This is a genomic window from Streptomyces sp. NPDC058464 (assembly GCF_042721035.1).
GTDB lineage: Bacteria > Actinomycetota > Actinomycetes > Streptomycetales > Streptomycetaceae > Streptomyces.
In genome coordinates this window covers 24,646-48,959 of sequence record NZ_JBHXMA010000062.1, presented here as the reverse complement: position 1 = coordinate 48,959, position 24,314 = coordinate 24,646, and the positions used below count along the sequence as shown (strand labels likewise).

The window sequence follows — 24,314 nt, the reverse complement described above, 5'->3', positions numbered from 1 at the left end:
ACTCGGCTCAGGCCGGTCCGGCACCGCCGGTCACCGCCGTAGGGGCTGAGCGCCGTCGCGGCGGTATGGGGGGTGCGGCGGCATGGGGGGTGCGGCGTGGAAACCAAGGTGGGCGTCCCGCGCGTGGAGCGGGGGACGCCCAAGGGCTCAGATCAGCGTGCCGGTCGACGTTCCCGTGCTGCTGCTCTCCGAGGCCGCCGCCGAGCTGTCCGACGCCGCCGGAGCGCTGGACGCGGGACCGCTCGCCGAGTTGCTGGTGGACGGGGTCTCGGATGGGGCCGAGGACGAGGCCGACGGCGACGGGCTCGCCGACTGGGACTCGGACTTCGACGGGCTCGGCGACGCCGACTTCGACGGCGAGGGCGACGACGACGGCGACTTCGACGGGGAGCTCGTCGTGCCGCCCGAAGACCCCTTCGTCCCCGAAGCCGAGGCCGAAGGCGTCTTCGTGTCCGAGGGGGTCGGGTCGTCCGACGTGCCCATGGTGCCGTCGGGGCCCGGGTCCGTCGGTGTGGCCGTCGCCGTGCCGGTGTCGCCCGTGCCCGTCGTCTGCCCGGGGTCGGCGCCGAGGCTGCCGTCGCCCGTGTCCTCGCTCGCCGACGGGTTGACGCTCACGTTGTTGGACGGGTTGTCGGCGTTGTCGTGGGAGGTCATGCCGAGGGTGACCACGGTGCCCAGGACGGCCGTGAGGAGGACTCCCGCGCCCACCGCCACCAGGTTGCGGCGGGCCATGCGGACGAGGCCGCCTCCGCCGCCCTGGGCCGGTGTCGGCTGCCCCGGGACCCTGTGGGTCACCAAGGTGTCCGAAACCGGCGAGTGGACCGCCGGGAAGGGCGTCGTGACGCCGCCCGCCGGGGATATGGACTCCTCGTGCCGGGCGTCGGGAATCTCGTCGCCCGCCATCGCGGCGGCGGCCGGGATGACCTCGCCCGAGCGGTCGGCCACCAGGGCGAGGGCCCGTCGGCCGGCCGTCGTGCCCCGCTTGTCGGCGAGAGCCCCGCGCAGGCCGATCGAGGCCTCCAGTTCGGCCCGCGCCCGGTCCAGCTGGTCGCCGCAGAGCGCGAGGATGCCGAGCTCGTGGTGGAAGTAGGCCTGTTCGCCGACCTCACCGGCGAGCCGGGAGGCCTCCGCACCGGCCCGCAGCACCCGTTCCCAGGCGCTCCAGTGCAGCCCCGCCGCGAACGCGGGCGCCGCCGTACGGGCCAGCCGTACCGGCGTGCTGTCCTCGTCCTCCGCCGGCGGCACCGTCTCGGGCACCAGCAGCGTCAGGGCGGCGAGGACCGCGTCGGCCTCCGCGCAGACCCGCTCCGGGGAGACCGAGGGGTGCCCGCACCACCAGCTGTAGTGCTGGGCGGCCGTGAGGGCCTGGGCCGTCGCGTCGTCGGCGTAGCCGGCGGCCTCCAGCTGCTGCAGGACGCCCGCGGCGAGCCGGTAGCGGGAGCCCACCGGGGAGACCAGTCCGCAGCCCGCCAGCTCGCCGAGGGCGGCGTCGGCGTGGGTGTCGCCGACGAGGGCCGGCAGATGCGCCTGGTGCGGCACCTCACCGTCGAGGGCGACCGCGAAGCGCAGGGTGGCCCGGGCGGAGGCGCTGAGGCGGGCGGCGAGCAGCGGGGCGGGCGCGGCGGCCTCGCCGAGGGACGGGAGCGGGACCTCGTCGGTCGTCTCGGCGTCGAACGGCGCGTCGACCGGCAGATCGGACAGGTCGGAGAGGTCCGACAGGTTGGACGCGAAGACGCCGAGCTCGTCGACGGCGCCCGCGCTGGCACGCACCTGGTCGCGCTGACGCAGCAGCGCGCCCGCCTGGACGAACCGCAGCGGCAGGCCCTCGGACTCGAACCAGAGGTCGCCGGCCCAGTTGGCCTCCTCCTCGGTGAGCACCCTGCCGACCGCGCGCTCCAGGATGTCGACGCCCCCGGCCCGCTCCAGGCCGCTGAGGAAGACCTCCTCGACGGCGGAGTCGGCGGCGGGCGCCGGCACGTCGGGGGTGGCGCCGAGCAGGAAGGCGCACTCCGGGGTGGCGTCGATCAGCTCGTCGAGGCCGGTGCCGCCGAACTCGATGTCGTCGAGGACGACGACCGCGCCGATGTCCCGGACCAGTTCGAGGAGCTCGTCGGGTCCGGGGCGGTGCGCGGGCGCCTTGTAGACGGCGTGGAAGAGGTCGTGGAGCAGGTCCTCGGGCGTGCGGTGGAAGCCGTTGAGGCGGACCACGCCGTCGGGGGCGAGGTCGGAGCAGTCGTCGGCGACCAGGTCGAGGAGCGCGGTGCGGCCGGAGCCCGAGGGGCCGGTGAGGCGCACGGAGCGGCCGCGGGCGAGAAGCCGGACGAGCCGCTCACGGTCGTCCTGGCGCTCCAGGAGCGGCAGCTCGGGCTGGGCGGGACCGGCCGGGACCGGCGGCCGGACGGCGCGCTCGTGCTCGGCCCGCTCGGCGGCGGTGCGCTTCTCGGGTCTGGCCGGGCGCTCGGTCGGCGGGCAGGGCTCTATCTCACTGCCGTCGACCGGGTTGACGGTCAGCAGGAAGTCGCCGGTGACCAGCCGCGTGGTGCGGGCCGTCGCCGGCGTGCTCTGACCGAAGTCGTTGGTGAGGGATTCCCTGGGCGGGCGCTGGCGCGGCGAGCTGCCGTCGCCGTCCTGGCCGTACCCCTCGGGTCCCGGGTTGATCGGGTCCATAGGTTCCTAGCCCCCCAAAAGCGTCGTGTGCCGTGAATACCGGCCCTCCCCGGCCTGTTGCACACCGCGCTGTCGCTTCTGGTCCGGGCCCGCGCTCGAAGGGTGACTAGGCGGCGGGCGACCGAACCCTAAACCTTCGCACAGTATCTACGACAGTCCGGGGTACCGCGCCGTCCGAGACATCACAGTCTCGTGAGGATTGCGTCTGACGTGCGCTTGCGCGCCGTCCGACCGGGTCACCCCCGTCGCCCGGTTCACACCGGATCGCGGCGTCTCCATGGTTTGCCGTGTCTCGGCGGTTCGCCGCCGCACAGCCCGTCGCCACAGCCCGTCGCCGGTCCCGGTGTCACAGCCCGTCGCCGGTCCCGGTGTCCCACGGTCCCGGTGTCACACGCGCGGCAGCGACTCCACCCCGATGCCCCCCTCGATCGCCAGGATCCGGTGCAGCCGGGTGGCCACCAGCAGGCGCTGCATCTGCGGCGGTACGCCGCGCAGCACCAGGCGGCGGCCGCAGCGGCCGGCCCGCCGGTGGGCCCCCATGATCACCCCGAGTCCGGTGGCGTCCCAGGAGTCCAGCTCGGACAGGTCCAGCACCAGGTCGCCGACTCCGTCGTCGACGGCCGAGTGCAGGACCGTACGGGCGTCCGCCGCGCTGCGTACGTCGAGGCGGCCCCCGACGACCAGCTCGGCGTGGTCGCCCCTGATGTACATATGCGCTCCCCGAGAGTGCGTGTCCTACTCCGTGAAAGTGTTGTCCGGTATTGCAACGTCTGACTGCGTTCGCCGGTCAGAGGTTGCCATCTGTAAGCGAACCGATACCGAATTCACCCCCGAGGGTGAAAACCCCGGGGTTTGTGCGTTTTGACATGCGGTCAGAGGGTCTACGTACTGGTGTTTCAGTACGTGTAGAAGCCCTGCCCGCTCTTGCGCCCGATGTCACCGGCGTCAACCATCCGGCGCATCAGCTCCGGCGGGGCGAACTTCTCGTCCTGCGACTCGGTGTAGATGTTGCTGGTGGCGTGCAGCAGGATGTCGACGCCGGTGAGGTCGGCCGTGGCCAGCGGGCCCATGGCGTGACCGAAACCCAACTTGCAGGCGAGGTCGATGTCCTCGGCGGTGGCGACGCCCGACTCGTACAGCTTGGTGGCCTCGACGACGAGCGCCGAGATCAGCCGGGTCGTCACGAAGCCGGCGACGTCCCGGTTGACGACGATGCAGGTCTTGCCGGTGGACTCGGCGAACTCCCGTGCGGTGGCGAGGGTTTCGTCGCTGGTCTTGTAGCCGCGGACCAGCTCGACGAGCTGCATCATCGGCACCGGCGAGAAGAAGTGGACACCGACGACCCGCTCGGGGTGCTCGGTGGCCGCCGCGATCTTGGTGATCGGGATGGCGGAGGTGTTGGAGGCGAGTACGGCGTCCGGGCGCACGATCTTGTCGAGGGCGCGGAAGATCTCGTGCTTGACTTCCAGCTTCTCGAAGACGGCCTCGACCACGATGTCCGCCTCGGCGACCGCGTCCAGGTCGGTGGTCGTGGCGATGCGGGCCAGGGCGGCGTCGGCGTCGTGCGCCTCCAGCCGGCCCTTGCTCACGAACTTGTCGTAAGAGGCCTGGATGCCGCCGACAGCACGTTCCAGTGCCTCGTCGGTGACGTCCCGCAGGACCACGTCCCAGCCGGCCTGTGCGGCGACCTGGGCGATGCCGGAACCCATCAGGCCGGCACCGATGACGGCAAGCTTCCGTGCCACTCCGCTCCCCTTACACGCTGTTGAGGTATGCCTCTTGGGCGGGACCCTAGCGCTCGTCGGGGGCCCGGAAACCCGGTAAGTAACGCGTGTCACGGTCTCAGGACGTGAGACAACCGTCACGTCCCGTCAGGCACCCCGGGCGGCATGGTCCGTTTCACGCCACGCACGGTGCGGTCCGCCGCCCCCGCGGCAGCTTTACGCTGGCCGCATGGTCAATCTGACGCGCATCTACACCAGGACCGGCGACCGGGGCACCACCGCCCTCGGGGACATGAGCCGGGTCGCCAAGACGGATCTGCGGATCTCGGCGTACGCGGACGCCAACGAGGCGAACGCGGTGATCGGGACGGCGATCGCGCTGGGCGGGCTGGCGGAGGAGGTCGTCAAGGTGCTCACCCGGGTGCAGAACGACCTCTTCGACGTCGGCGCGGACCTGTCGACCCCCGTGGTGGAGAACCCCGGGTTCCCGCCCCTGCGGGTCGAGCAGTTCTACGTCGACAAGCTCGAGGCGGACTGCGACCGCTTCAACGAGCGGCTGGAGAAGCTCCGCTCCTTCATCCTCCCCGGCGGCACCCCGGGCGCGGCCCTGCTCCACCAGGCCTGCACGGTCGTACGGCGGGCCGAGCGCTCGACGTGGGCCGCCCTGGAGGCACACGGCGAGGCGATGAACCCCCTGACCGCGACCTACCTCAACCGCCTGTCGGACCTGCTGTTCATTCTGGCCAGGACGGCCAACAAGAATGTCGGGGACGTGCTCTGGGTCCCTGGCGGCGAACGGTGAGTGAAGGGAACCGGCCCCGGCCGGGGGTCCGGGGGTTGCCCCCGGGAGGACACAGCATTCTGGCCAGGACGGCCAACAAGGACGTCGGGGACGTGCTCTGGGTCCCGGGCGGGGAGCGGTAAATCCGCCGCCGGGACGGGAGTTGGGGATCCGGCGGCCGTATACGAAAGTGGTCCAGACCTATTGACCGGTGGTCCAGACCTTTCTATTCTCGCGGCACCATGGGCATGAAGGCTCAGTCATGCCCACGTCATCCCCGATCGAGAGGGAGGCGCAGCATGCGCTTCAGACACAGAGTCGCGGCAGGGCTTGCGACACTGGTGCTCCCCCTGGCCGGTCTGGTCGGCATCGCGAGCCCCGCCCAGGCCGCCACGTCCGCCACCGCGACCTACGCCAAGACCTCGGACTGGGGTACCGGCTTCGGCGGCCAGTGGACCGTCAAGAACACCGGTACCACCACCATCAGTTCGTGGACCGTCGAGTGGGACTACCCCTCCGGAACCTCGGTCACCTCCGCGTGGGACGCGGACGTCACCTCCTCCGGAACCCACTGGACCGCCAAGAACAAGTCCTACAACGGCTCCATCGCCCCCGGCGCCTCCGTCTCCTTCGGCTTCAACGGCGCCGGTTCGGGATCGCCGAGCAACTGTCTGCTCAACGGGGCGAGTTGTGACGGCGGCACCACCACCCCGGGCGACTCGGCGCCCTCCGCGCCCGGCACCCCGACCGCGTCCGGCATCACCAACACCGGGGTGACGCTGACCTGGTCCGCCGCCACCGACGACAAGGGCATCAAGAACTACGACGTCCTGCGCGACGGCAAGGTGGTCTCCACGGTGACCACCACCTCGTACACCGACTCGGGTCTGACGGCCGGCACCGACTACTCGTACACGGTGCAGGCCCGCGACACCGCGAGCCAGACCGGACCGGTCAGCGGCGCGGTCGCCGTCCACACCACGGGCGGTACGACCACTCCCCCGACCACCGGCTCCAAGGTCAAGCTCGGCTACTTCACCGAGTGGGGCATCTACGGCCGTAACTACCAGGTGAAGAACCTGGTGACGTCCGGGTCCGCGGCGAAGATCACGCACATCAACTACGCCTTCGGCAACGTGACGAACGGTCAGTGCGCGATCGGCGACGCCTACGCCGACTACCAGAAGACGTTCACCGCCGACACGTCGGTCAGCGGTGTCGCCGACACCTGGGACCAGCCGCTGGCGGGCAACTTCAACCAGCTGCGCGAGCTGAAGGCCAAGTACCCGAACATCAAGATCCTCTGGTCCTTCGGCGGCTGGACCTGGTCCGGCGGCTTCGCGCAGGCGGCGGCCAACCCGACCGCGTTCGCGGACTCCTGCTACAACCTGGTCGAGGACCCGCGCTGGGCCGATGTCTTCGACGGCATCGACATCGACTGGGAGTACCCGAACGCCTGCGGTCTGAGCTGCGACACCAGCGGCTCGGCGGCCTTCAAGAACCTGATGTCCGCGCTGCGCGCCAAGTTCGGCTCGAACAACCTGGTCACCGCGGCCACCACGGCCGACGGCTCCTCCGGCGGCAAGATCGACGCCACCGACTACGCGGGCGCCTCGCAGTACGTCGACTGGTACAACGTGATGTCGTACGACTTCTTCGGCGCCTGGGCCACCACCGGCCCGACGGCCCCGCACTCCCCGCTCACCTCGTACACGGGCATCCCGACCGCCGGCTTCGACACCGCCGACGCGATGGCCAAGTTCAAGGCGCAGGGCGTGCCGGCGAGCAAGCTGCTGATCGGCATCGGGTTCTACGGCAGAGGCTGGACCGGCGTCACCCAGGACGCGCCGGGCGGCACGGCCACGGGCGCGGCGACCGGGACCTACGAAGCGGGCATCGAGGACTACAAGGTCCTCAAGACGTCCTGCCCGGTGACCGGCACCATCGCGGGCACGGCGTACGCCCACTGCGGCACCAACTGGTGGTCGTACGACACCCCGTCGACGATCGCCGGGAAGATGAGCTGGGCCAAGACCCAGGGCCTCGGCGGCGCGTTCTTCTGGGAGTTCAGCGGTGACACCAGCGACGGTGAGCTGGTGAGCGCCATCAACTCCGGGCTGAGCTGACCCCTTCGCTCCACCCCCACCCCCCACCCCGTCGCGGGCGGCCTCCGGGCCGTCCGCGACGGTGTTTCCCGCGGACCCCCGCGGTCAGGCGACGTTGACCCTCTGCCCCGGCGGGGCCGCCTCCAGCCAGGCGAGGAAGCCGGTCAGGGCGTCCTCGCTCATGGCGAGTTCCAGGCGGGTGCCGCGGTGGGTGCAGGCGAGGATGACGGCGTCGGAGAGCAGGGCCAGCTCCTCCTCGCCCTCGGGGAGCCGGCGGCCGGCCACCTCGATCCGGTCGCGTTCCAGGACCCGGCGGGGGCGGTAGGCGTAGGAGAAGACGCGGTACCACTCGACGCTGTCGCCGTTGTAGCGGGCGACGCCGTAGCTCCAGCCCTTGCCGCTGGTGTCCGTCTTCTCGGGGACCTCCCAGCGCAGGGAACAGTCGAAGGTGCCGCCGGAGCGCTGGATCAGTCTGCGGCGCAGGCCGAACAGGAAGAGTCCCACCACCACCAGCGCGACCACGATTCCGGCCACAGTCAGAGCGAGGACCATCGGCACCGACCTCCTCGTCTCCTAGGTAATGGAACGTAAAAAGACCCAGATCTACCTCAGCCGCGGCTGGGTCCGGAATGGCTCCGGCCCCAGCCGCGGCTGAGTTACGTCAACGCATACGCGCAGTGTGTCAGCGGGATGTCGCCGCCCGCAGACGGACGTCGGCGCGCCGCTCTGCGGTGGCGTCGCCCGCCGCCTTCGCGCGCTCCAGCTCACGCTCCTCGCGCTGGACATCGATCTCGTCCGACAGTTCGGCGGTCTCGGCCAGCAGGGAGAGCTTGTTGTCCGCGAACGAGATGAAACCGCCGTGCACCGCGGCGACGACCGTTCCACCATCACTCGTACGGATGGTCACCGGGCCCGACTCCAGCACACCGAGCAGCGGCTGGTGACCGGGCATGACGCCGATGTCGCCGGACGTGGTGCGCGCGACGACCAGGGTGGCCTCGCCGGACCAGACCTGGCGGTCCGCGGCGACGAGCTCGACGTGCAGCTCAGCAGCCAAGGGTGGCTCCTCGGGTCACCACCCGGCAGGGGTGCCGGGTGTTGGGGTCAATTCTAGTAGGCGTGCGTGAGGGGGCGGGACGCGCCCGCCCCCTCACACGAAGAACGCAATGAGTTCGGAAGAACTCAGGGAGTTCAGGAGACGCCCAGCTCCTTGGCGTTGGCCTTGAGGTCCTCGATGCCACCGCACAGGAAGAACGCCTGCTCCGGGAAGTGGTCGTACTCGCCGTCGATGATCGCGTTGAACGCGGCGATCGACTCGTCCAGCGGGACGTCCGACCCGTCGACGCCGGTGAACTGCTTGGCGACGTGGGTGTTCTGGGACAGGAAGCGCTCCACGCGACGGGCGCGGTGGACGGTGAGCTTGTCCTCCTCGCCCAGCTCGTCGATACCGAGGATCGCGATGATGTCCTGGAGGTCCTTGTACTTCTGGAGGACCGTCTTCACACGCATGGCGGTGTTGTAGTGGTCCGCCGCGATGTAGCGCGGGTCCAGGATCCGGGACGTGGAGTCCAGCGGGTCCACGGCCGGGTAGATGCCCTTCTCCGAGATCGGACGGGAGAGCACCGTCGTCGCGTCGAGGTGGGCGAAGGTGGTGGCCGGGGCCGGGTCGGTCAGGTCGTCCGCGGGGACGTAGATCGCCTGCATCGAGGTGATCGAGTGACCGCGGGTCGAGGTGATGCGCTCCTGGAGGAGACCCATCTCGTCGGCCAGGTTCGGCTGGTAGCCCACCGCGGAGGGCATCCGGCCGAGCAGCGTGGAGACCTCGGAACCGGCCTGCGTGAAGCGGAAGATGTTGTCGATGAAGAACAGCACGTCCTGCTTCTGCACATCGCGGAAGTACTCCGCCATGGTCAGACCCGCGAGGGCCACGCGCAGACGGGTGCCCGGGGGCTCGTCCATCTGGCCGAAGACAAGCGCGGTCTTGTCGATGACGCCCGAGTCGGCCATCTCCTCGATGAGGTCGTTGCCCTCACGGGTGCGCTCGCCGACACCGGCGAACACGGAGACACCGTCGTGGTTGTTGGCGACGCGGTAGATCATCTCCTGGATGAGCACCGTCTTGCCGACGCCGGCACCGCCGAACAGACCGATCTTGCCACCCTTGACGTACGGGGTGAGCAGGTCGATGACCTTGACGCCGGTCTCGAACATCTCGGTCTTCGACTCGAGCTCGTCGAAGTTCGGGGCCTTGCGGTGGATGGACCAGCGCTCGCCCTCGTACTGCTCGTCGACGTTCAGCACCTCACCGAGGGTGTTGAACACCTTGCCCTTGGTGAAGTCGCCGACCGGGACGGTGATGCCGTCGCCGGTGTCGGTGACCGGGGCCTGGCGGACCAGACCGTCGGTGGGCTGCATGGAGATGGTGCGGACCAGGCCGTCACCCAGGTGCTGGGCGACCTCCAGGGTCAGCGTCTTCTTCTCGCCGGCGTTGGCCGGGTCGGCCACCTCGACGTGAAGGGCGTTGTAGATGTCCGGCATCGCGTCGACGGGGAACTCCACGTCGACGACCGGGCCGATGACCCGGGCGACGCGGCCCGTGGCCGTCGCGGTCTCAACAGTGGTGGTCATTAGCGGTCACTCCCCGCGGTCGCGTCGGCCAGGGCGCTGGCGCCACCGACGATCTCGCTGATTTCCTGGGTGATTTCGGCCTGGCGGGCCGCGTTGGCAAGACGGGAGAGCGTGTTGATCAGCTCGCCCGCGTTGTCGGTGGCCGACTTCATCGCACGCCGCGTGGCAGCGTGCTTCGAAGCCGCCGACTGGAGCAGCGCGTTGTAGATACGGCTCTCCACATAGCGCGGCAGCAGGGCGTCGAGGACGTCCTCCGCCGAGGGCTCGAAGTCGTACAGCGGAAGGATCTCGTCGCCCTTGGCGGCGCCCTCCTCCGCTACCTCGTCGAGGCTGAGCGGCAGCAGCCGGTCGTCGAGCGCCGTCTGCGTCATCATCGACACGAACTCGGTGAAGACGATGTGGAGTTCGTCCACCCCGCCGTCCGCCGCCTCGGTCTCGATGGCCTCGATCAGCGGCGCCGCGACCTTCTTGGCGTCCGCGTACGAGGGCTCGTCGGTGAAGCCCGCCCACGACTCCACGACCTTGCGCTCGCGGAAGTTGTAGTGGGCCAGACCGCGGCGGCCGACGATGTACGTGTCGACCTCCTTGCCCTCCGCCTCAAGGCGCGCCGTCAGCAGCTCGGCGGCCTTGATGGCGTTGGAGTTGAAGGCGCCGGCCAGACCGCGGTCGCTCGTGAGGAGCAGCACCGCGGAACGGGTCGGCGTCTCCGCCTCGGTGGTCAGGGGGTGCTTGGTGTTCGACCCGGTACCGACCGCCGTGACCGCGCGGGTGAGCTCGGTCGCGTACGGCGCGGAGGCCCGCACCTTGCGCTGCGCCTTGACGACACGCGAGGCGGCGATCATCTCCATCGCCTTGGTGATCTTCTTGGTCGCGGTGACGGATCGGATGCGACGCTTGTAGACCCGGAGCTGGGCTCCCATGAGTCAGGTCCCTTCCTTACGTCACTTGGCCGCGGCCGGGGCGTCCTCGCCGAGAAGCTTGCCGTCCGAGGTCTCGAACTGCTTCTTGAAGTCGGCGATGGCGTCGGCAACAGCGGTGAGGGTGTCGTCCGACATCTTGCCGCCCTCCTTGATGGAGGTCATGAGGCCCTGCTCCTTGCGGTGCAGGTACTCCAGGAGCTCCTTCTCGAAGCGGCGGATGTCGGTGACCGGGACGTCGTCCATCTTGCCGGTGGTACCGGCCCACACGGAGACGACCTGGTCCTCGGTCGACATCGGCTGGTACTGAGCCTGCTTGAGCAGCTCGACCAGTCGCTGACCACGCTCCAGCTGCGACTTCGACGCGGCGTCCAGGTCGGAACCGAAGGCGGCGAACGCCTCCAGCTCGCGGTACTGGGCGAGGTCCAGACGGAGACGGCCGGAGACCTGCTTCATCGCCTTGTGCTGCGCGGAACCGCCGACTCGGGAGACGGAGATACCGACGTTCAGCGCGGGGCGCTGACCGGCGTTGAACAGGTCCGACTCCAGGAAGCACTGGCCGTCGGTGATGGAGATGACGTTGGTCGGGATGAACGCCGAGACGTCGTTGGCCTTGGTCTCGACGATCGGCAGACCGGTCATCGAGCCGGCGCCCATGTCGTCGGAGAGCTTGGCGCAGCGCTCCAGCAGACGGGAGTGCAGGTAGAAGACGTCACCCGGGTAGGCCTCACGGCCCGGCGGGCGGCGCAGCAGCAGGGAGACGGCGCGGTAGGCGTCGGCCTGCTTCGAGAGGTCGTCGAAGATGATGAGGACGTGCTTGCCGTCGTACATCCAGTGCTGGCCGATGGCCGAGCCGGTGTACGGCGCCAGGTACTTGAAGCCGGCCGGGTCGGACGCCGGGGCGGCGACGATGGTCGTGTACTCAAGGGCGCCGGCCTCTTCGAGCGCACCACGCACGGAGGCGATGGTCGAGCCCTTCTGGCCGATGGCGACGTAGACGCAGCGGACCTGCTTCTTCGGGTCGCCCGAGCGCCAGTTGTCGCGCTGGTTGATGATCGTGTCGACGGCCAGGGCGGTCTTGCCGGTCTGGCGGTCACCGATGATCAGCTGACGCTGGCCGCGGCCGACCGGGGTCATCGCGTCGACGGCCTTGTAGCCGGTCTCCATCGGCTCGTGCACCGACTTACGGGCCATGACGCCGGGAGCCTGCAGCTCCAGGGCGCGGCGGCCGGACGTCTCGATCTCGCCGAGGCCGTCGATCGGGTTGCCGAGCGGGTCGACGACGCGGCCGAGGTAGCCCTCGCCCACCGCGACGGAGAGGACCTCACCGGTGCGCTGCACCGGCTGCCCCTCCTCGATGCCGCTGAACTCGCCGAGGACGATGGCGCCGATCTCGCGCTCTTCCAGGTTGAGCGCGAGGCCGAGGGTGCCGTCCTCGAACTTCAGCAGTTCGTTGGCCATGGCCGAGGGGAGGCCCTCGACCTTCGCGATGCCGTCGCCGGCAAGGGTGACCGTACCGACCTCCTCGCGCGAGGCCGCGTCCGGCTTGTACGACTGGACGAAGTTCTCCAGCGCGTCCCGGATCTCCTCCGGCCGGATCGTGAGCTCCGCCATCTGGGTTCCCTGCTCTCCTTGTTGGGCCCGAAGTTTCACTTGGGGGGTCTGGGGGCGACCCCCAGGGATTCTTCTTGTACGGCCCAACCCGGGCCGTCGTAAGTACGTACTGCTTGTTCTCGACTACCGAGGTGCTAGCTCGCCATGCGGCGGGCCGCGTCCTCCAGCCGGTCCGCGATGGAACCGTTGATGACCTCGTCACCGACCTGCACCCGGATCCCGCCGACGACCGCGGGGTCGACGTCGAGGTTGAGGTGCATCGTGCGGCCGTAGAGCTTCGCGAGGGCGGCGCCCAGGCGCTGCTTCTGCGGCTCGCTCAGCGGCACCGCCGAGGTGACGACGGCGACGACACGGCTGCGACGGTCCGCGGCCAGCTTGGACAGGGCCTCCAGGCCCGCTTCCAGGCTACGTCCCCGCGGCACGGTCACAAGGCGCGTGACCAGACGCTCGGTGACCGGCTTGGCGCGGCCGCCGAGCAGCCGGTGCAGCAGCTCGGTCTTCGCGGCGACGGTGGCCTTGCGGTCGGTCAGCGCGGCGCGCAGCCCGGTGCTGGAGGAGACGATCCGGCCGAACCGGAACAGCTCGTCCTCGGCGTCGTCCAGCGTGCCGGACTTCTCCGCGCCCGTGAGGTCGGCGGTGTTCGCCAGCTCCTCCAACGCGTCCACCAGGTCGCGGGGCTGCGACCAGCGGGAGCGGACCAGGCCGCTCACCAGGTCGGCGGTGGTCTCGGAGACCTGGCCGCCGATCAGGCGCCGGACCAGCTCGGCCTTCGCCTCGCCGGCCTGGGCCGGGTCGGTGAGGACCCGGCGCAGGCCTCCCTCGCGGTCGAGCAGCGCGGTGACGGCCGCCAGCTCGTCGGCGAGCCGCGTCGCGTCCACGGACGTGGAGTCCGTCAGCGCGTCGAGACGCTCACGTGCGGCTGCCGCGGCTCCGCGGCTCGCTCCGTGCGCTGTCATCGAGCCGCCTCGGCCTTCTCCTCGAGCTCGTCGAGGAAGCGGTCGATCACACGGCTCTGCCGGGCGTGGTCCTCAAGAGACTCGCCGACGAGCTTGCCGGCCAGGTCGGTGGCCAGGTGGCCGACGTCCTGACGGAGTGCCTGCGCGGCGGACTTGCGGTCGGCCTCGATCTGCGCGTGACCGGCGGCGACGATCTCCTCACGCTGCCGCTGGCCCTCGGCGCGCATCTCGGCGATGAGCGTGGCGCCCTGCTCCTGAGCCTCCTGGCGCAGGCGCGCGGCCTCGTGGCGGGCCTCGGCCAGCTGCGCCTTGTACTGCTCAAGGACGCTCTGGGCCTCGGTCTGCGCGGCCTCGGCCTTCTCGATACCGCCCTCGATCGCCTCGCGGCGCTGCTCCAGAACCTTGTTGATGTTCGGAAGGAGCTTCCAGGCGAGGAAGCCGAAGACGATGACGAAGGCGATCAGGCCGATGACGAGCTCTGGGATCGGCGGGACGAGGGGATTCTCCGTCTCCTCGGCCGCCAGAATGAGCAGCTGGCTCATGTCAGTGCCTTTCGTCTAGGGGGCTGTCGCTGATCGGCTGATCAGGTGCCGTAGACGAACGGCATGACCAGGCCGATGAGGGCAAGCGCCTCACAGAAGGCGAAGCCGAGGATCTGGTTGGCACGGATCAGACCGGCCGCCTCGGGCTGACGGGCCAGCGCCTGGGTGCCGTTGCCGAAGATGATGCCGACGCCGACGCCGGGGCCAATGGCAGCGAGGCCGTAACCGATGGAGCCGAGCGAGCCGGAGACAGCGGCAAGGGTCTCAGTGGCAGCCATGATTCTTCCTTCTTTTTTCTGATGCCGGCGGGGGTTGACCACCGGACGGCTAGGGGGTGGGGTGCGAGGCGCTCAGTGGTGCTCGGCGAGCGCGCCCTGGATGAAGCTGCAGGTCAGGAGTACGAACACATACGCCTGCAGGGCCTGGATGAACAGCTCGAAGGCCGTCATGACGATCACCATGATGAACGAGACACCCGCGTAGGCGATCCCGATGCCGTTGAGCAGGTACCAGCTGGCGATCGTGAACAGCAGCAGCAGCGTGTGGCCCGCGAACATGTTCGCGAACAGTCGCACCGCGTGCGTGAAGGGCCGGACGATCAGGTTCGAGAGGAACTCGATGAACATGGCCAGCGGGAGAACCGGGCCGAGCGACTTGTCATAGCCGGTGAAGTTCTTGAAGGCACCGACGAATCCATGCCGCTTGAAGGTCAGCGAGACCCACAGGAAGTAGACGATGGCCGCCAGGACGGCCGGGTAGGAGATGATCGCCGTCACCGGGAACTGGGCGAGCGGAATGATCGACCAGAGGTTCATCATCCAGATGAAGAAGAACAGCGAGACGACCAGCGGTACGTACTTCTCGCCTTCCTTCTTGCCGATCGTCTCGTAGACGACGCCGCGACGGATGAAGTCGTAACCCGACTCGGCCACCATCTGCAGCTTGCCGGGGACGACCTTCGGCTTACGGAAGGCGGCGAAGAAGAAGCCGACGACCACGATCGAGCCGAGCAGCGCCAGCAGCATCGTCTTGTTGAAATACAGGTTGCTGTCGCCGTCGCCCCAGAGGGGCTTGAACAGGAACGAGTGCAGGCCCGGAGCGGGGAAGCCACAGTTGGCGAAAATGTGGCAGTCGGTCTCGAAGGCGAGCACCTGCGTCGGGTCAGCACTCACCGCGGGCTCCTTCAGCGTGGCGCATAGGTACGGCAACCTCGTTGTGTCGGCGCGGCGCAGGGCCGCGGTTCGGCACGGGACTGGTGTTACGGATGTGGGGGCGGCTGGGGGGCATCTCGCCTCGCGATTGAGCAGGCGTCAGCTCAGATGCCCGCGCCCGCGATGCCGCAGTTGGCACCGGACGATAGCAGCATCTCTCGTACGCCTTTATCCCGGCCCTACCCCTCACGACGATTGTCCGGACTTCTCGGACTTCTCGGGCTCGACGTAGAGGACCTTGGCAGTCATGTGGGCACGCGCCTGGGCGGCGATCCACGCCAGGGTGCAGGCCACCAGCGTGACGGCGAAGGCCCGGGGGTTGAACAGCGTGGTGTTCTTGAATGCGGCGACGAAGACGAAGAGCAACAGCAACTGCGCCGTGTAGAGCATCAGCCCCATGGCCTGGAACAGGTGGGGAAACGACTTGGCGGTGCGCTGCAGGACGTAGAGGCCGATCCCCATGAAGAGGATCACCACCAGCGTCGCAACGATCGCCCCGATCGCCCCCTTGCCGCCCGCGACCACGCCGCTGACGACGGCGGCGAGCACGCCGACGGCAGCCGTGGGTACGGCGGCCTGGGCCAGGATCCGGGCGTCATTGGACGGCATGGCGGCAACTCCGCTTTCACAGGGGGCAGGTGTCGTCATGGACGAGCGTAGTCCCGGTCGGAGGGTCGAAGACCTCACGCTGACGGACCGTCGCAGTCGGGTCCTTCGACTCTGTCCGGGGTTCTCGTGAACCGTATCACAAACTATTTGATGAGGTCTTTACCTGGTAGGTGTGCTCGCTGTCACACATGAGAGTGAACCTGCGCGTCTGAGCGAAAACCGAGCCGTTGTGTCTGGTATTGGGGGGCTTTGGTCCCCCACGACTTGGCAATGCTCTAGTCAGATTCTTACCTTGGCGGCGTCAGCGGGACGTCTCGGAGGTGCGCCGGTCCAGGAAGCGCGAACGGGCGCCGATGGCGGTCGCACCGTTCACCGAGGGCCCCGTCGCACCGTTCATCGAGGGCCCTGTCGCGCCGTTCACCGAGGCCGCTCCGGCGGTCACCGGGGAGCGGTGCTCGTCGCTCGGCTTCTCCGGCTCCTCCGGCTCCTCCGGCTCGACGGAGTCCGCCGCCGGGACAGTCGCCGGCACCGGCTCCGTGGTCGGCTCCACGGCCGGCTGGACGGTCCCGCGGCGCCGGTAGCGGGGCGGCACGAAGGCCTGCGCCCACATCGGGGCCCGCGGCGTGAACCGCGGCAGCAGGAGCAGCCCCAGGCCGATCGCGCTGAGGAACACCACACCGAGCACGATCCACATGGACGCGGAGTTCACGGAGTAGGCCAGCGCACCGAAGGCGATCAGGGCCGCCCAGAAGTACATGATCAGCACGGCCCTGCTGTGCGAGTGGCCGACTTCCAGCAGCCGGTGGTGCAGATGCCCGCGGTCCGCCGCGAACGGCGACTGGCCGCGCCAGGTGCGCCGCACGATCGCCAGCACCAGGTCGGCGGCCGGCACCGCGATGATGGTCAGCGGCAGCAGCAGCGGGATGTAGACCGGCACCATCTGGTGGACGGTGTTGCGCTCGGACCCGGCGAACAGCTTCATCGCGTCCGGGTCGACCTGGCCCGTGACCGAGATCGCGCCGGCGGCCAGCACCAGGCCGATCAGCATCGACCCGGAGTCGCCCATGAAGATCCGGGCAGGGTGCATGTTGTGCGGCAGGAAGCCCAGGCACATGCCCATCAGGATCGCCGAGAACAGCGTCGCCGGGGCGGCGGCCTCGATGCCGTACGAGTACCAGATCCGGTAGGCGTACATGAAGAACGCCGCGGCCGCGATGCACACCATGCCGGAGGCCAGGCCGTCCAGGCCGTCGACGAAGTTCACCGCGTTGATGGTGATGACCACCAGGGCCACCGTCAGCAGGGTGCCCTGCCACGGGGTCAGCGCCACCGTGCCGACGAGCGGCACCGGCAGCCACAGGATCGTCAGACCCTGCATGACCATGACGCCCGCGGCGATCATCTGACCGCCCAGCTTGATCAGCGCGTCGATCTCGAACTTGTCGTCGAGCACACCGATCAGCCAGATCAGGGCCGCGCCGGAGAGCAGCGCCCGCGGCTCGTTCGAGTTCTCGAAGACCTCGTTCAGGTTGGACATGTGGTCGGCGACCAGCAGCCCCGCGCACAGGCCGAAGAACATCGCGATCCCGCCGAGCCGCGGAGTGGGCTCCCGGTGCACGTCACGTGCCCGGATCTCCGGCATGGCCCCCGCCACGATCGCGAACTTCCGTACCGGCCCTGTCAGCAGGTAGGTCACCGCGGCCGTGATGCAGAGCGTCAGCAGGTATTCACGCACAGGCTTCCCCACATGTCTCGCTGGCCATCACAGCCCCACACCCTAGCGAGGGACGCATATGTATGGGGACTTCCGGGTAGCGACGATGGTTGCACGGATGGCTGTGAGCCGGGCTTACAACGGGTGTACGACGCTGCGCCTGCCCCGTCTCACCCGGGGTACGGCGGAAATCTACCGGTGAGCTCACGCACCTCGTCACGCGCCCTCCCCGGGTCAGTGACACCGCTCACCACGCCGGCCAGCAGTACCGCGATCCGGGCCATCTCCGTCCTCCCCATGCCCTGCGTGGTCACGGCGGCGGTGCCCAGCCGCAGCCCCCGCGCGTCCCCGTGCGGCAGCGCGCAGCAGTCGAGGACGATCCCGGCGGCCGCGAGCCGTCCCCGGGCCGCCTTCCCCTCGGCCCCGAGGGGTGCCGGGTCGACGGTGATCAGATGGGTGTCCGTGCCGCCCGTGGTGACGGCCAGCCCCGCCTCCTCGAGGCCGGCCGCGAGAACCCTCGCATTGGCGACCACCTGATGGGCGTACGCGGTGAACGCCGGTGTTGCCGCCTCCCCGAACGCGACCGCCTTCGCGGCGATGGTGTGCATCTGCGCGCCGCCCTGGGTGAACGGGAACACCGCCCGGTCGAGCCGCTCGGCCAGCTCCGGGGAACCGCTCAGCAGCATCCCGCCGCGCGGCCCGCGCAGCACCTTGTGTGTCGTCGCGCACACCACGTCGGCGTACGGCACCGGGTTGGGTGCCGCTCCCCCGGCGACGAGCCCGATGGGATGGGCGGCGTCGGCGATCAGGTAGGCGCCCACCTCGTCGGCGACCTCGCGGAAGAAGGCGTAGTCGATGTGCCGGGGATAGGCGATCGACCCGCACACGATCGCCTTGGGCCGATGGCTGCGCGCCAGCGCCCGCACCTGGTCGTAGTCGATGAGTCCGCTCTCCGCGTCCACCCCGTACCCCACGAAGTCGAACCAGCGGCCGGAGAAGTTGGCCGGCGAGCCGTGCGTGAGATGGCCGCCGTAGGGCAGCCCCAGGGCCAGCACGGTGTCCCCGGGCCGCAGCAGCGCGGCATACGCGGCCAGCACGGCCGACGACCCCGAATGGGACTGCACATTGGCGTGCGCGGCGCCGAACAGCGCCTTGGCCCGGTCGACGGCGAGCCGCTCGGCGACGTCCACGATCTCGCAGCCGCCGTGGTGCCGGGCGCCCGGATACCCCTCGGCGTACTTGTTGGCGAGCGGCGATCCCAGCGCGGCCAGCACGGCCGGGGAGGTGAAGTTCTCGGCGGCGATCAGCTGCAGCGACGTCGACTGCCGCGTCAGCTCTCCGAGCAGGATCTCCGCCAGCTCCGGGTCCTGCCGCCGCAGCAGATCGCCCTCGAGGAGGGCAGGGGTGACCGACATGACAGGCTCCGGGCGGTCGACGGTGACGTATGACCAATGTAGGCCCGGTATGGGGTGGTCGCGCGGTTTACGCGTACGACCGTGGCTCCGGGGTTGCGCCACCGGAGGGGTGGTTGCGGCCGGTCGCGCGGCTGCGGGTGCGTGGGGGTTGCTCGCGCAGTTCCCCGCGCCCCTTACGGGGCGCTTCGCCCCGGGCGCCCGCCATGGCTACCGCCGTGGGCAGGCGTTCCGCAGGCCGATGTGAGAGACGCCCGGTCACATCCGCGCCGGTACCCCGGTCAGCGCCGTGACCACCGGGTCCAGGGCCTCGTGTATCTCGTCGCCGATGGACTGGAAGAACGGCAGCGGGGCGCCGTAGGGGTCGTAGACCTCGTCCGCCTCGGCCGTGGGGGCCAGGAGCCAGCCGCGGAGGGCCGCCGCCGCACGGACCAGCGCACGCGCCCGGACGACCACGCCTTCCGACGTCGGCGGCAGGGTCGCCGGGTCTATCGCGCGGACCAGCCGGGTGAACTCCTTCAGCGTGAAGGTGCGCAGGCCCGCCGAGTGGCCCATGGAGATGACCTGGGCGCGGTGGTCACGGGTGGCGGTCAGGACCAGGTCGGCCCGGATCACGTGCTCGTCGAGCAGTTCGCGGCCCACGAAGCCGGAGGCGTCCGCCCCGAAGTCGGCGAGGACGGCCTCCGCGTTGGCCTCCATGGGCGCGCCCTCGTGGCCCCAGGTGCCCGCGCTCTCCACGACCAGCCCGCCGCCGAGGAAGGCGCCGAGCCGGTCCGTCACGAGATGGCGGGTCAGCCGCTCGGTGATCGGCGAGCGGCACACGTTGCCGGTGCTGACGTGGAGGATGCGGAAGCTGTCACGCGGCAGCCCCACGAACGTCGTCGTGATCTCCGCCGCGCTTTCCCCGTTGCCTATGCCACGCCCCGCGTCAGGGGCTGTCAATTCGCCACCTCGAGGTCGGGTACGACCTTCCGCAGCTCCTCCGCCGAGATCGCGCCCGCGCGCAGCAGCAACGGAACTTCGCGGGTGACGTCGACGATCGACGAGGGGACGTTGCCGGGGGTCGGGCCGCCGTCGAGGTACACGGAGACGGAGTCGCCGAGCATCTCCTGCGCGGCGTCACAGGTCTCCGGGGACGGGTGGCCGGTGAGGTTGGCGGAGGAGACGGCCATCGGGCCGACCTCGGTGAGCAGCTCGATGGCGACGGGGTGCAGGGGCATGCGCACGGCGACCGTGCCGCGGGTGTCGCCCAGGTCCCACTGCAGGGACGGCTGGTGCTTGGCGACCAGGGTGAGGGCGCCCGGCCAGAACGCGTCGACCAGCTCCCAGGCCAGCTCGGAGAAGTCGGTGACGAGACCGTGGAGCGTGTTCGGGGACCCGATCAGCACGGGGGTGGGCATGTTGCGGCCCCGGCCCTTGGCGTCGAGGAGGTCGGCGACCGCCTCCGAGGTGAACGCGTCGGCGCCGATGCCGTACACCGTGTCGGTCGGCAGCACCACCAGTTCGCCCCGGCGGACGGCGGACGCGGCCTCGCGCAGACCCGTCACGCGGTCGGTCGCGTCATTGGTGTCGTATCGCCGTGCCATGTCTAGCGGGCCTCCTCGTACACGTACATCTGGAAGGGAGTCTGCGGGGTGCTCACGGCAGCGCCTTGCGGGCGGTCGCGAAGCGGGGGCGGTTGTTGAGGTCCGGGTGGTCGGCCGCGTCGGCCCAGCCCCGCTCCTCGGTGAAGATCCACGGCACCTGGCCGCCCTGGGTGTCGGCGTGCTCGATGACGACGACACCCCCGGGGCGCAGCAGCCGGTGCGCGGTGCGTTCGATGCCCCGGATCAGGTCCAGGCCGTCCTCGCCGGAGAACAGGGCCAGCTCCGGGTCGTAGTCGCGGGCCTCGGGGGCGACGTACTCCCACTCGGTGAGCGGGATGTACGGAGGGTTGGAGATGACCAGGTCGACATGGCCGTCGAGGTCGTGGAAGGCGTCCAGGGCGTTTCCCTGGCGCAGGTCGACCCTGGAGTCCGCCATGTTCTTGCGGGTCCACCGGAGCGCCTCCTCGGACAGCTCCACGGCGTGCACGCGCGAGCGCGGGACCTCCTGGGCGAGGGCGAGCGCGATCGCGCCGGAACCGGTGCACAGGTCGACGATGCGGGGCTCGACCACGTCCATGGCGCGCACCGCGTCTATGGCCCAGCCGACCACCGACTCGGTCTCCGGCCGCGGCACGAACACTCCCGGCCCCACCTGGAGTTCGAGGTACCGGAAATACGCCCGCCCGGTGATGTGCTGGAGCGGCTCGCGCTGCTCCCGGCGGGCGATGACCTCCCAGTAGCGGGCGTCGAAGTCCGAGTCCTTGACGGAGTGCAGCGCGCCCCGCTTCACGCCGTGCACGAACGCGGCGAGCTCCTCCGCGTCGGTGCGCGGCGAGGGCACGCCGGCGTCGGCCAGCCGCTGGGTGGCCTGTGCCACCTCCGCGAGCAGCAGGTTCACGCTGGTCCTCCGTGTCGTAACTCGTGCGTGCGTACGGCCTTACGCGGCCGCGAGCTTGGCGGCCGAGTCCGCGTCGACGCAGGCCTGGATCACCGCGTCGAGGTCGCCGTCCAGGACCTGGTCCAGGTTGTACGCCTTGAAGCCCACGCGGTGGTCCGAGAGGCGATTCTCCGGGAAGTTGTACGTGCGGATCTTCTCGGAGCGGTCGACGGTGCGGACCTGGCTGCGGCGGGCGTCGGCGGCTTCCTTCTCCGCCTCCTCCTGCGCCGCGGCGAGCAGCCTGGAGCGCAGGATACGCAAGGCCTGCTCCTTGTTCTGCAGCTGGCTCTTCTCGTTCTGGCAGGAGGCGACGACTCCGGTGGGGATGTGCGTGATGCGCACGGCGGAGTCGGTGGTGTTGACGGACTGCCCGCCGGGCCCGGAGGAGCGGTAGACGTCGATGCGGAGGTCGTTCGGGTTGATCTCGACGTCGACCTCCTCCGCCTCCGGCGTGACAAGGACACCGGCCGCAGAAGTATGGATCCGGCCCTGCGACTCGGTCGCGGGGACACGCTGCACGCGGTGCACACCGCCCTCGTACTTCAGCCGTGCCCAGACGCCCTGGCCGGGTTCGGTCGCGCCGTTGCCGCCCTTGGTCTTCACGGCGACCTGGACGTCCTTGTAGCCGCCCAGCTCGGACTCGGTGGAGTCGATGATCTCGGTCTTCCAGCCGACGCGCTCGGCGTAGCGGAGGTACATGCGCAGCAGATCACCGGCGAAGAGAGCGGACTCGTCGCCGCCCGCCCCCGCCTTGATCTCCAGGATGACGTCCTTGTCGTCGGACGGGTCCCTGGGGACGAGCAGCAGGCGCAGCTTCTCGGTGAGCTCGTCGCGCTGCTTGTCCAGCTCCTTGACCTCGGCGGCGAAGTCGGGGTCGTCGGCGGCCAGTTCACGCGCGGTCTCGATGTCCTCGCCGGTCTGCTTCCAGGAGCGGTACGTGGCGACGATCGGGGTGAGTTCGGCGTAGCGCTTGTTCAGCTTGCGCGCGTTGGCCTGGTCGGCGTGGACCGACGGGTCGGCGAGCTTCTTCTCCAGGTCTGCGTGCTCGACGACGAGTTCCTCGACGGCCTCGAACATTTTTGGGCTCCTGATACTGCGTACGGAAGGGAAGGCGGGCGACCAAAAACGCCGGTCCCGGGCACGCCCTCGTCGGGGCGTGGCCGTGGACCGGCGAAATGGGGCTCGCTACTTCTTGGAGCCGGCGGCAGCCTTGCCGAAGCGGGCCTCGAAGCGGGCCACACGGCCACCGGTGTCGAGGATCTTCTGCTTGCCCGTGTAGAACGGGTGGCACTCGGAGCAGACCTCGGCACGGATGGTGCCGCTGGTGATCGTGCTACGGGTGGTGAACGACGCGCCACAGGTGCAGCTGACCTGCGTCTCGACGTACTCGGGGTGGATGTCGCGCTTCAAGGTGTCTCCTAGATTTCGGGAGGGCACCGGGTCGCCTTCGCGGGCTTGCGGGGCGTGAACCGGGGCCGACGTACCAGTCTGCCAGGGCTGGACGCATAGCCCAAAACCGGGGGGAGCGGCCAGGTATTCCCAAGGGTGCGGGGGACGGTCGCGCCCAAGGGGTTTCCGCGGTCTCGTCGTGCGCGAGTGCAGGCCGTCGTGGGTTGTTCGCGCAGTTCCCCGCGCCCCTTTCAGGGGCGTCGGCGCGAGCGCCCCTTCAGGGGCGCGGGGAACTGCGCGATCAGCCCCCACTCACCCGCGCCCGCACTACGACGTCACGACGCCCTTGGCCTGCCCCGTCGCCGTGCCCTTCGTGGCGGACGCCGGGATCGGCGCGTCGTTCTTCAGGGCCTTCCACACCAGCTTGGCCTTCGCCTCGGCCACGATCACCCGGTTCGGGTTCGCCGGGTCGTACTCGACCGGCATCGTCACCATGTGCATGTTCTTGGAGCTGATGGACTTCAGGCCGTTCGCGAAGCCGATCAGGGAGTTCACCGAGCCGATGTCGGAGTCGGTGGTGACCGTCTTCGTCGCGGTGTCGGCCAGGTCGTACAGCTTCTTGGGGCTGGTGAACACGCCCACCTGCTTGACCTGGTCGATGAGGGCCTTGACGAACGCCTGCTGGAGCTGGATGCGGCCCAGGTCGGAGCCGTCGCCGACGCCGTGCCGGGTGCGGACCAGCCCGAGGGCCTGCTTGCCGTTCAGCGTGTGCGTGCCGGCCTTGAGGTCGAGGTGGCTCTCCCGGTCGTCGATCGCCTTGGTCGTGGTGACCTCGACCCCGCCGAGCTCGTCGACGAGCTTCTGGAAGCCCGAGAAGTCGACCTCCAGGTAGTGGTCCATGCGGATGCCGGTGACCGACTCGACGGTCTTGACCGCACAGGCCGCGCCGCCCGTGGAGTACGCGGAGTTGAACATCACCCCGGTCGCGGCGGAGTGGGTGGTGCCCTGCGCGTCGGTGCAGGAGGGGCGGTCGATCAGGGTGTCCCGGGGGATGGAGACCACGGCGGCCTTCTTGTGGCCCTTGTAGACGTGGATGATCATCGCCGTGTCGGACCGGGCGCTGCCGTCGTCCACGCCGCCGCCGAGCTTCTTGTTGGAGCCGGAGCGCGAGTCGGAGCCGAGGACCAGGATGTTCTCGGAGCCGTTGTCGACCTTGGTGGGCCGGTCGGTGCCGAGCGCCTGGTTGATGTCGACGGTCTTGAGGTTGCCGTTGAGCTTGAAGTACAGGTAGCCGACACCGGTGCCGCCGAGGACGAGGATGCCGGCCGCCGTCCAGGCCGTGACGAGCAGCGCCCTGCGGCCCTTGCCGGGGGCCTTGCGGCGGCGGCCCCGGCTGCGGCGGCCCGGGCCCTTCGTGCCGGCCTCGGGTATGCCCGGCTCCGGCGTGCTCTCGGCGGACATGGGCTCCTCTGTTCTCGTACGACCGCTCGGTTACCCCCTGCTTTCAGGGTCAGGTCCGGCG

Annotated in this window: 23 protein-coding genes; 2 read left to right on the top strand and 21 right to left on the bottom strand. The window is 69.8% G+C overall.

Annotated features, from left to right (window positions below; translation table 11 throughout):
* Positions 1–147: 147 nt before the first annotated feature.
* The 3 genes from ACFWPQ_RS47135 to ACFWPQ_RS47125 all read right to left on the bottom strand — a co-directional run bounded on the left by ACFWPQ_RS47135 (position 148) and on the right by ACFWPQ_RS47125 (position 4,412).
* Positions 148–2,667, bottom strand: a complete 2,520-nt coding sequence (locus ACFWPQ_RS47135; protein ID WP_384050003.1) for an ATP-binding protein — start codon at positions 2,665–2,667, stop codon at positions 148–150.
* A 387-nt stretch (positions 2,668–3,054) separates the two neighbouring features.
* The gene (locus ACFWPQ_RS47130) at positions 3,055–3,378 is read right to left on the bottom strand and encodes an STAS domain-containing protein (RefSeq protein WP_030672301.1); all 324 of its coding nucleotides are present in this window, start codon (positions 3,376–3,378) and stop codon (positions 3,055–3,057) included.
* Between the two features lie 185 nt (positions 3,379–3,563).
* Positions 3,564–4,412, bottom strand: coding sequence for a 3-hydroxyacyl-CoA dehydrogenase family protein (locus ACFWPQ_RS47125; RefSeq protein WP_384050000.1), 849 nt, complete (start codon positions 4,410–4,412; stop codon positions 3,564–3,566).
* A gap of 208 nt (positions 4,413–4,620) precedes the next feature.
* On the opposite strand from ACFWPQ_RS47125, the gene ACFWPQ_RS47120 reads away from it, so the two are divergent.
* Positions 4,621–5,193, top strand: a complete 573-nt coding sequence (locus ACFWPQ_RS47120) for a cob(I)yrinic acid a,c-diamide adenosyltransferase (protein ID WP_384049998.1) — start codon at positions 4,621–4,623, stop codon at positions 5,191–5,193.
* Positions 5,194–5,471: 278 nt separating this feature from the next.
* Positions 5,472–7,298: a glycosyl hydrolase family 18 protein gene (locus ACFWPQ_RS47115; protein WP_384049995.1), complete on the top strand. Its 1,827-nt coding sequence runs from the start codon at positions 5,472–5,474 to the stop codon at positions 7,296–7,298.
* Positions 7,299–7,382: 84 nt separating this feature from the next.
* Here ACFWPQ_RS47115 and ACFWPQ_RS47110 read toward each other — a convergent pair whose 3' ends face one another.
* The 18 genes from ACFWPQ_RS47110 to ACFWPQ_RS47025 form a co-directional block, all read right to left on the bottom strand.
* On the bottom strand, positions 7,383–7,829 hold the full coding sequence (locus ACFWPQ_RS47110; RefSeq protein ID WP_089098752.1) for a DUF2550 domain-containing protein: 447 nt from the start codon (positions 7,827–7,829) through the stop codon (positions 7,383–7,385).
* A gap of 130 nt (positions 7,830–7,959) precedes the next feature.
* On the bottom strand, positions 7,960–8,334 hold the full coding sequence (locus ACFWPQ_RS47105; protein WP_361290252.1) for a F0F1 ATP synthase subunit epsilon: 375 nt from the start codon (positions 8,332–8,334) through the stop codon (positions 7,960–7,962).
* Positions 8,335–8,468: 134 nt separating this feature from the next.
* Positions 8,469–9,905, bottom strand: coding sequence for a F0F1 ATP synthase subunit beta (atpD, locus tag ACFWPQ_RS47100; protein ID WP_189268500.1), 1,437 nt, complete (start codon positions 9,903–9,905; stop codon positions 8,469–8,471).
* Positions 9,905–10,825, bottom strand: a complete 921-nt coding sequence (locus tag ACFWPQ_RS47095; protein ID WP_384049990.1) for a F0F1 ATP synthase subunit gamma — start codon at positions 10,823–10,825, stop codon at positions 9,905–9,907. The genes atpD and ACFWPQ_RS47095 overlap by 1 nt, the downstream gene beginning before the upstream one ends.
* 21 nt (positions 10,826–10,846) lie before the next feature.
* Positions 10,847–12,436, bottom strand: a complete 1,590-nt coding sequence (gene atpA / locus ACFWPQ_RS47090) for a F0F1 ATP synthase subunit alpha (RefSeq protein ID WP_361290243.1) — start codon at positions 12,434–12,436, stop codon at positions 10,847–10,849.
* Between the two features lie 134 nt (positions 12,437–12,570).
* Entirely contained in the window at positions 12,571–13,392 is an 822-nt protein-coding gene (locus tag ACFWPQ_RS47085) for a F0F1 ATP synthase subunit delta (RefSeq protein ID WP_384049986.1), read from the bottom strand.
* Positions 13,389–13,934, bottom strand: coding sequence for a F0F1 ATP synthase subunit B (locus ACFWPQ_RS47080; RefSeq protein WP_384049983.1), 546 nt, complete (start codon positions 13,932–13,934; stop codon positions 13,389–13,391). Before ACFWPQ_RS47080 ends, ACFWPQ_RS47085 begins: the two co-directional genes overlap by 4 nt.
* 41 nt (positions 13,935–13,975) lie before the next feature.
* Complete coding sequence (locus tag ACFWPQ_RS47075; protein ID WP_043683105.1) at positions 13,976–14,212, bottom strand: ATP synthase subunit C; 237 nt, start codon at positions 14,210–14,212, stop codon at positions 13,976–13,978.
* Between the two features lie 72 nt (positions 14,213–14,284).
* Complete coding sequence (gene atpB, locus ACFWPQ_RS47070) at positions 14,285–15,106, bottom strand: F0F1 ATP synthase subunit A (protein ID WP_384049979.1); 822 nt, start codon at positions 15,104–15,106, stop codon at positions 14,285–14,287.
* Positions 15,107–15,331: 225 nt separating this feature from the next.
* Positions 15,332–15,754 (bottom strand): hypothetical protein, encoded by a 423-nt coding sequence (locus ACFWPQ_RS47065; protein WP_384049976.1) that lies wholly within the window; start codon positions 15,752–15,754, stop codon positions 15,332–15,334.
* 301 nt (positions 15,755–16,055) lie between these two features.
* Positions 16,056–17,489, bottom strand: a complete 1,434-nt coding sequence (locus tag ACFWPQ_RS47060) for an MraY family glycosyltransferase (protein WP_384049973.1) — start codon at positions 17,487–17,489, stop codon at positions 16,056–16,058.
* A 149-nt stretch (positions 17,490–17,638) separates the two neighbouring features.
* Positions 17,639–18,883: a serine hydroxymethyltransferase gene (glyA, locus tag ACFWPQ_RS47055; RefSeq protein WP_384049970.1), complete on the bottom strand. Its 1,245-nt coding sequence runs from the start codon at positions 18,881–18,883 to the stop codon at positions 17,639–17,641.
* A gap of 255 nt (positions 18,884–19,138) precedes the next feature.
* Positions 19,139–19,822, bottom strand: a complete 684-nt coding sequence (locus tag ACFWPQ_RS47050; protein WP_093499065.1) for a protein-tyrosine-phosphatase — start codon at positions 19,820–19,822, stop codon at positions 19,139–19,141.
* Positions 19,819–20,466 carry an L-threonylcarbamoyladenylate synthase gene (locus ACFWPQ_RS47045; protein WP_350777730.1) on the bottom strand — a complete coding sequence of 216 codons (648 nt, stop codon included), beginning with the start codon at positions 20,464–20,466 and terminating at the stop codon, positions 19,819–19,821. The genes ACFWPQ_RS47050 and ACFWPQ_RS47045 overlap by 4 nt, the downstream gene beginning before the upstream one ends.
* A 52-nt stretch (positions 20,467–20,518) precedes the next feature.
* Positions 20,519–21,364, bottom strand: a complete 846-nt coding sequence (gene prmC / locus ACFWPQ_RS47040) for a peptide chain release factor N(5)-glutamine methyltransferase (protein ID WP_384049966.1) — start codon at positions 21,362–21,364, stop codon at positions 20,519–20,521.
* 39 nt (positions 21,365–21,403) lie between these two features.
* Positions 21,404–22,480, bottom strand: a complete 1,077-nt coding sequence (prfA, locus tag ACFWPQ_RS47035) for a peptide chain release factor 1 (protein WP_384049962.1) — start codon at positions 22,478–22,480, stop codon at positions 21,404–21,406.
* A 108-nt stretch (positions 22,481–22,588) separates the two neighbouring features.
* Complete coding sequence (gene rpmE / locus ACFWPQ_RS47030) at positions 22,589–22,813, bottom strand: 50S ribosomal protein L31 (RefSeq protein WP_062155333.1); 225 nt, start codon at positions 22,811–22,813, stop codon at positions 22,589–22,591.
* 306 nt (positions 22,814–23,119) lie between these two features.
* A complete protein-coding gene (locus ACFWPQ_RS47025) occupies positions 23,120–24,253 on the bottom strand; it encodes an LCP family protein (RefSeq protein ID WP_384049958.1) in 1,134 nt (377 codons plus the stop codon).
* Between the last annotated feature and the right edge of the window lie 61 nt (positions 24,254–24,314).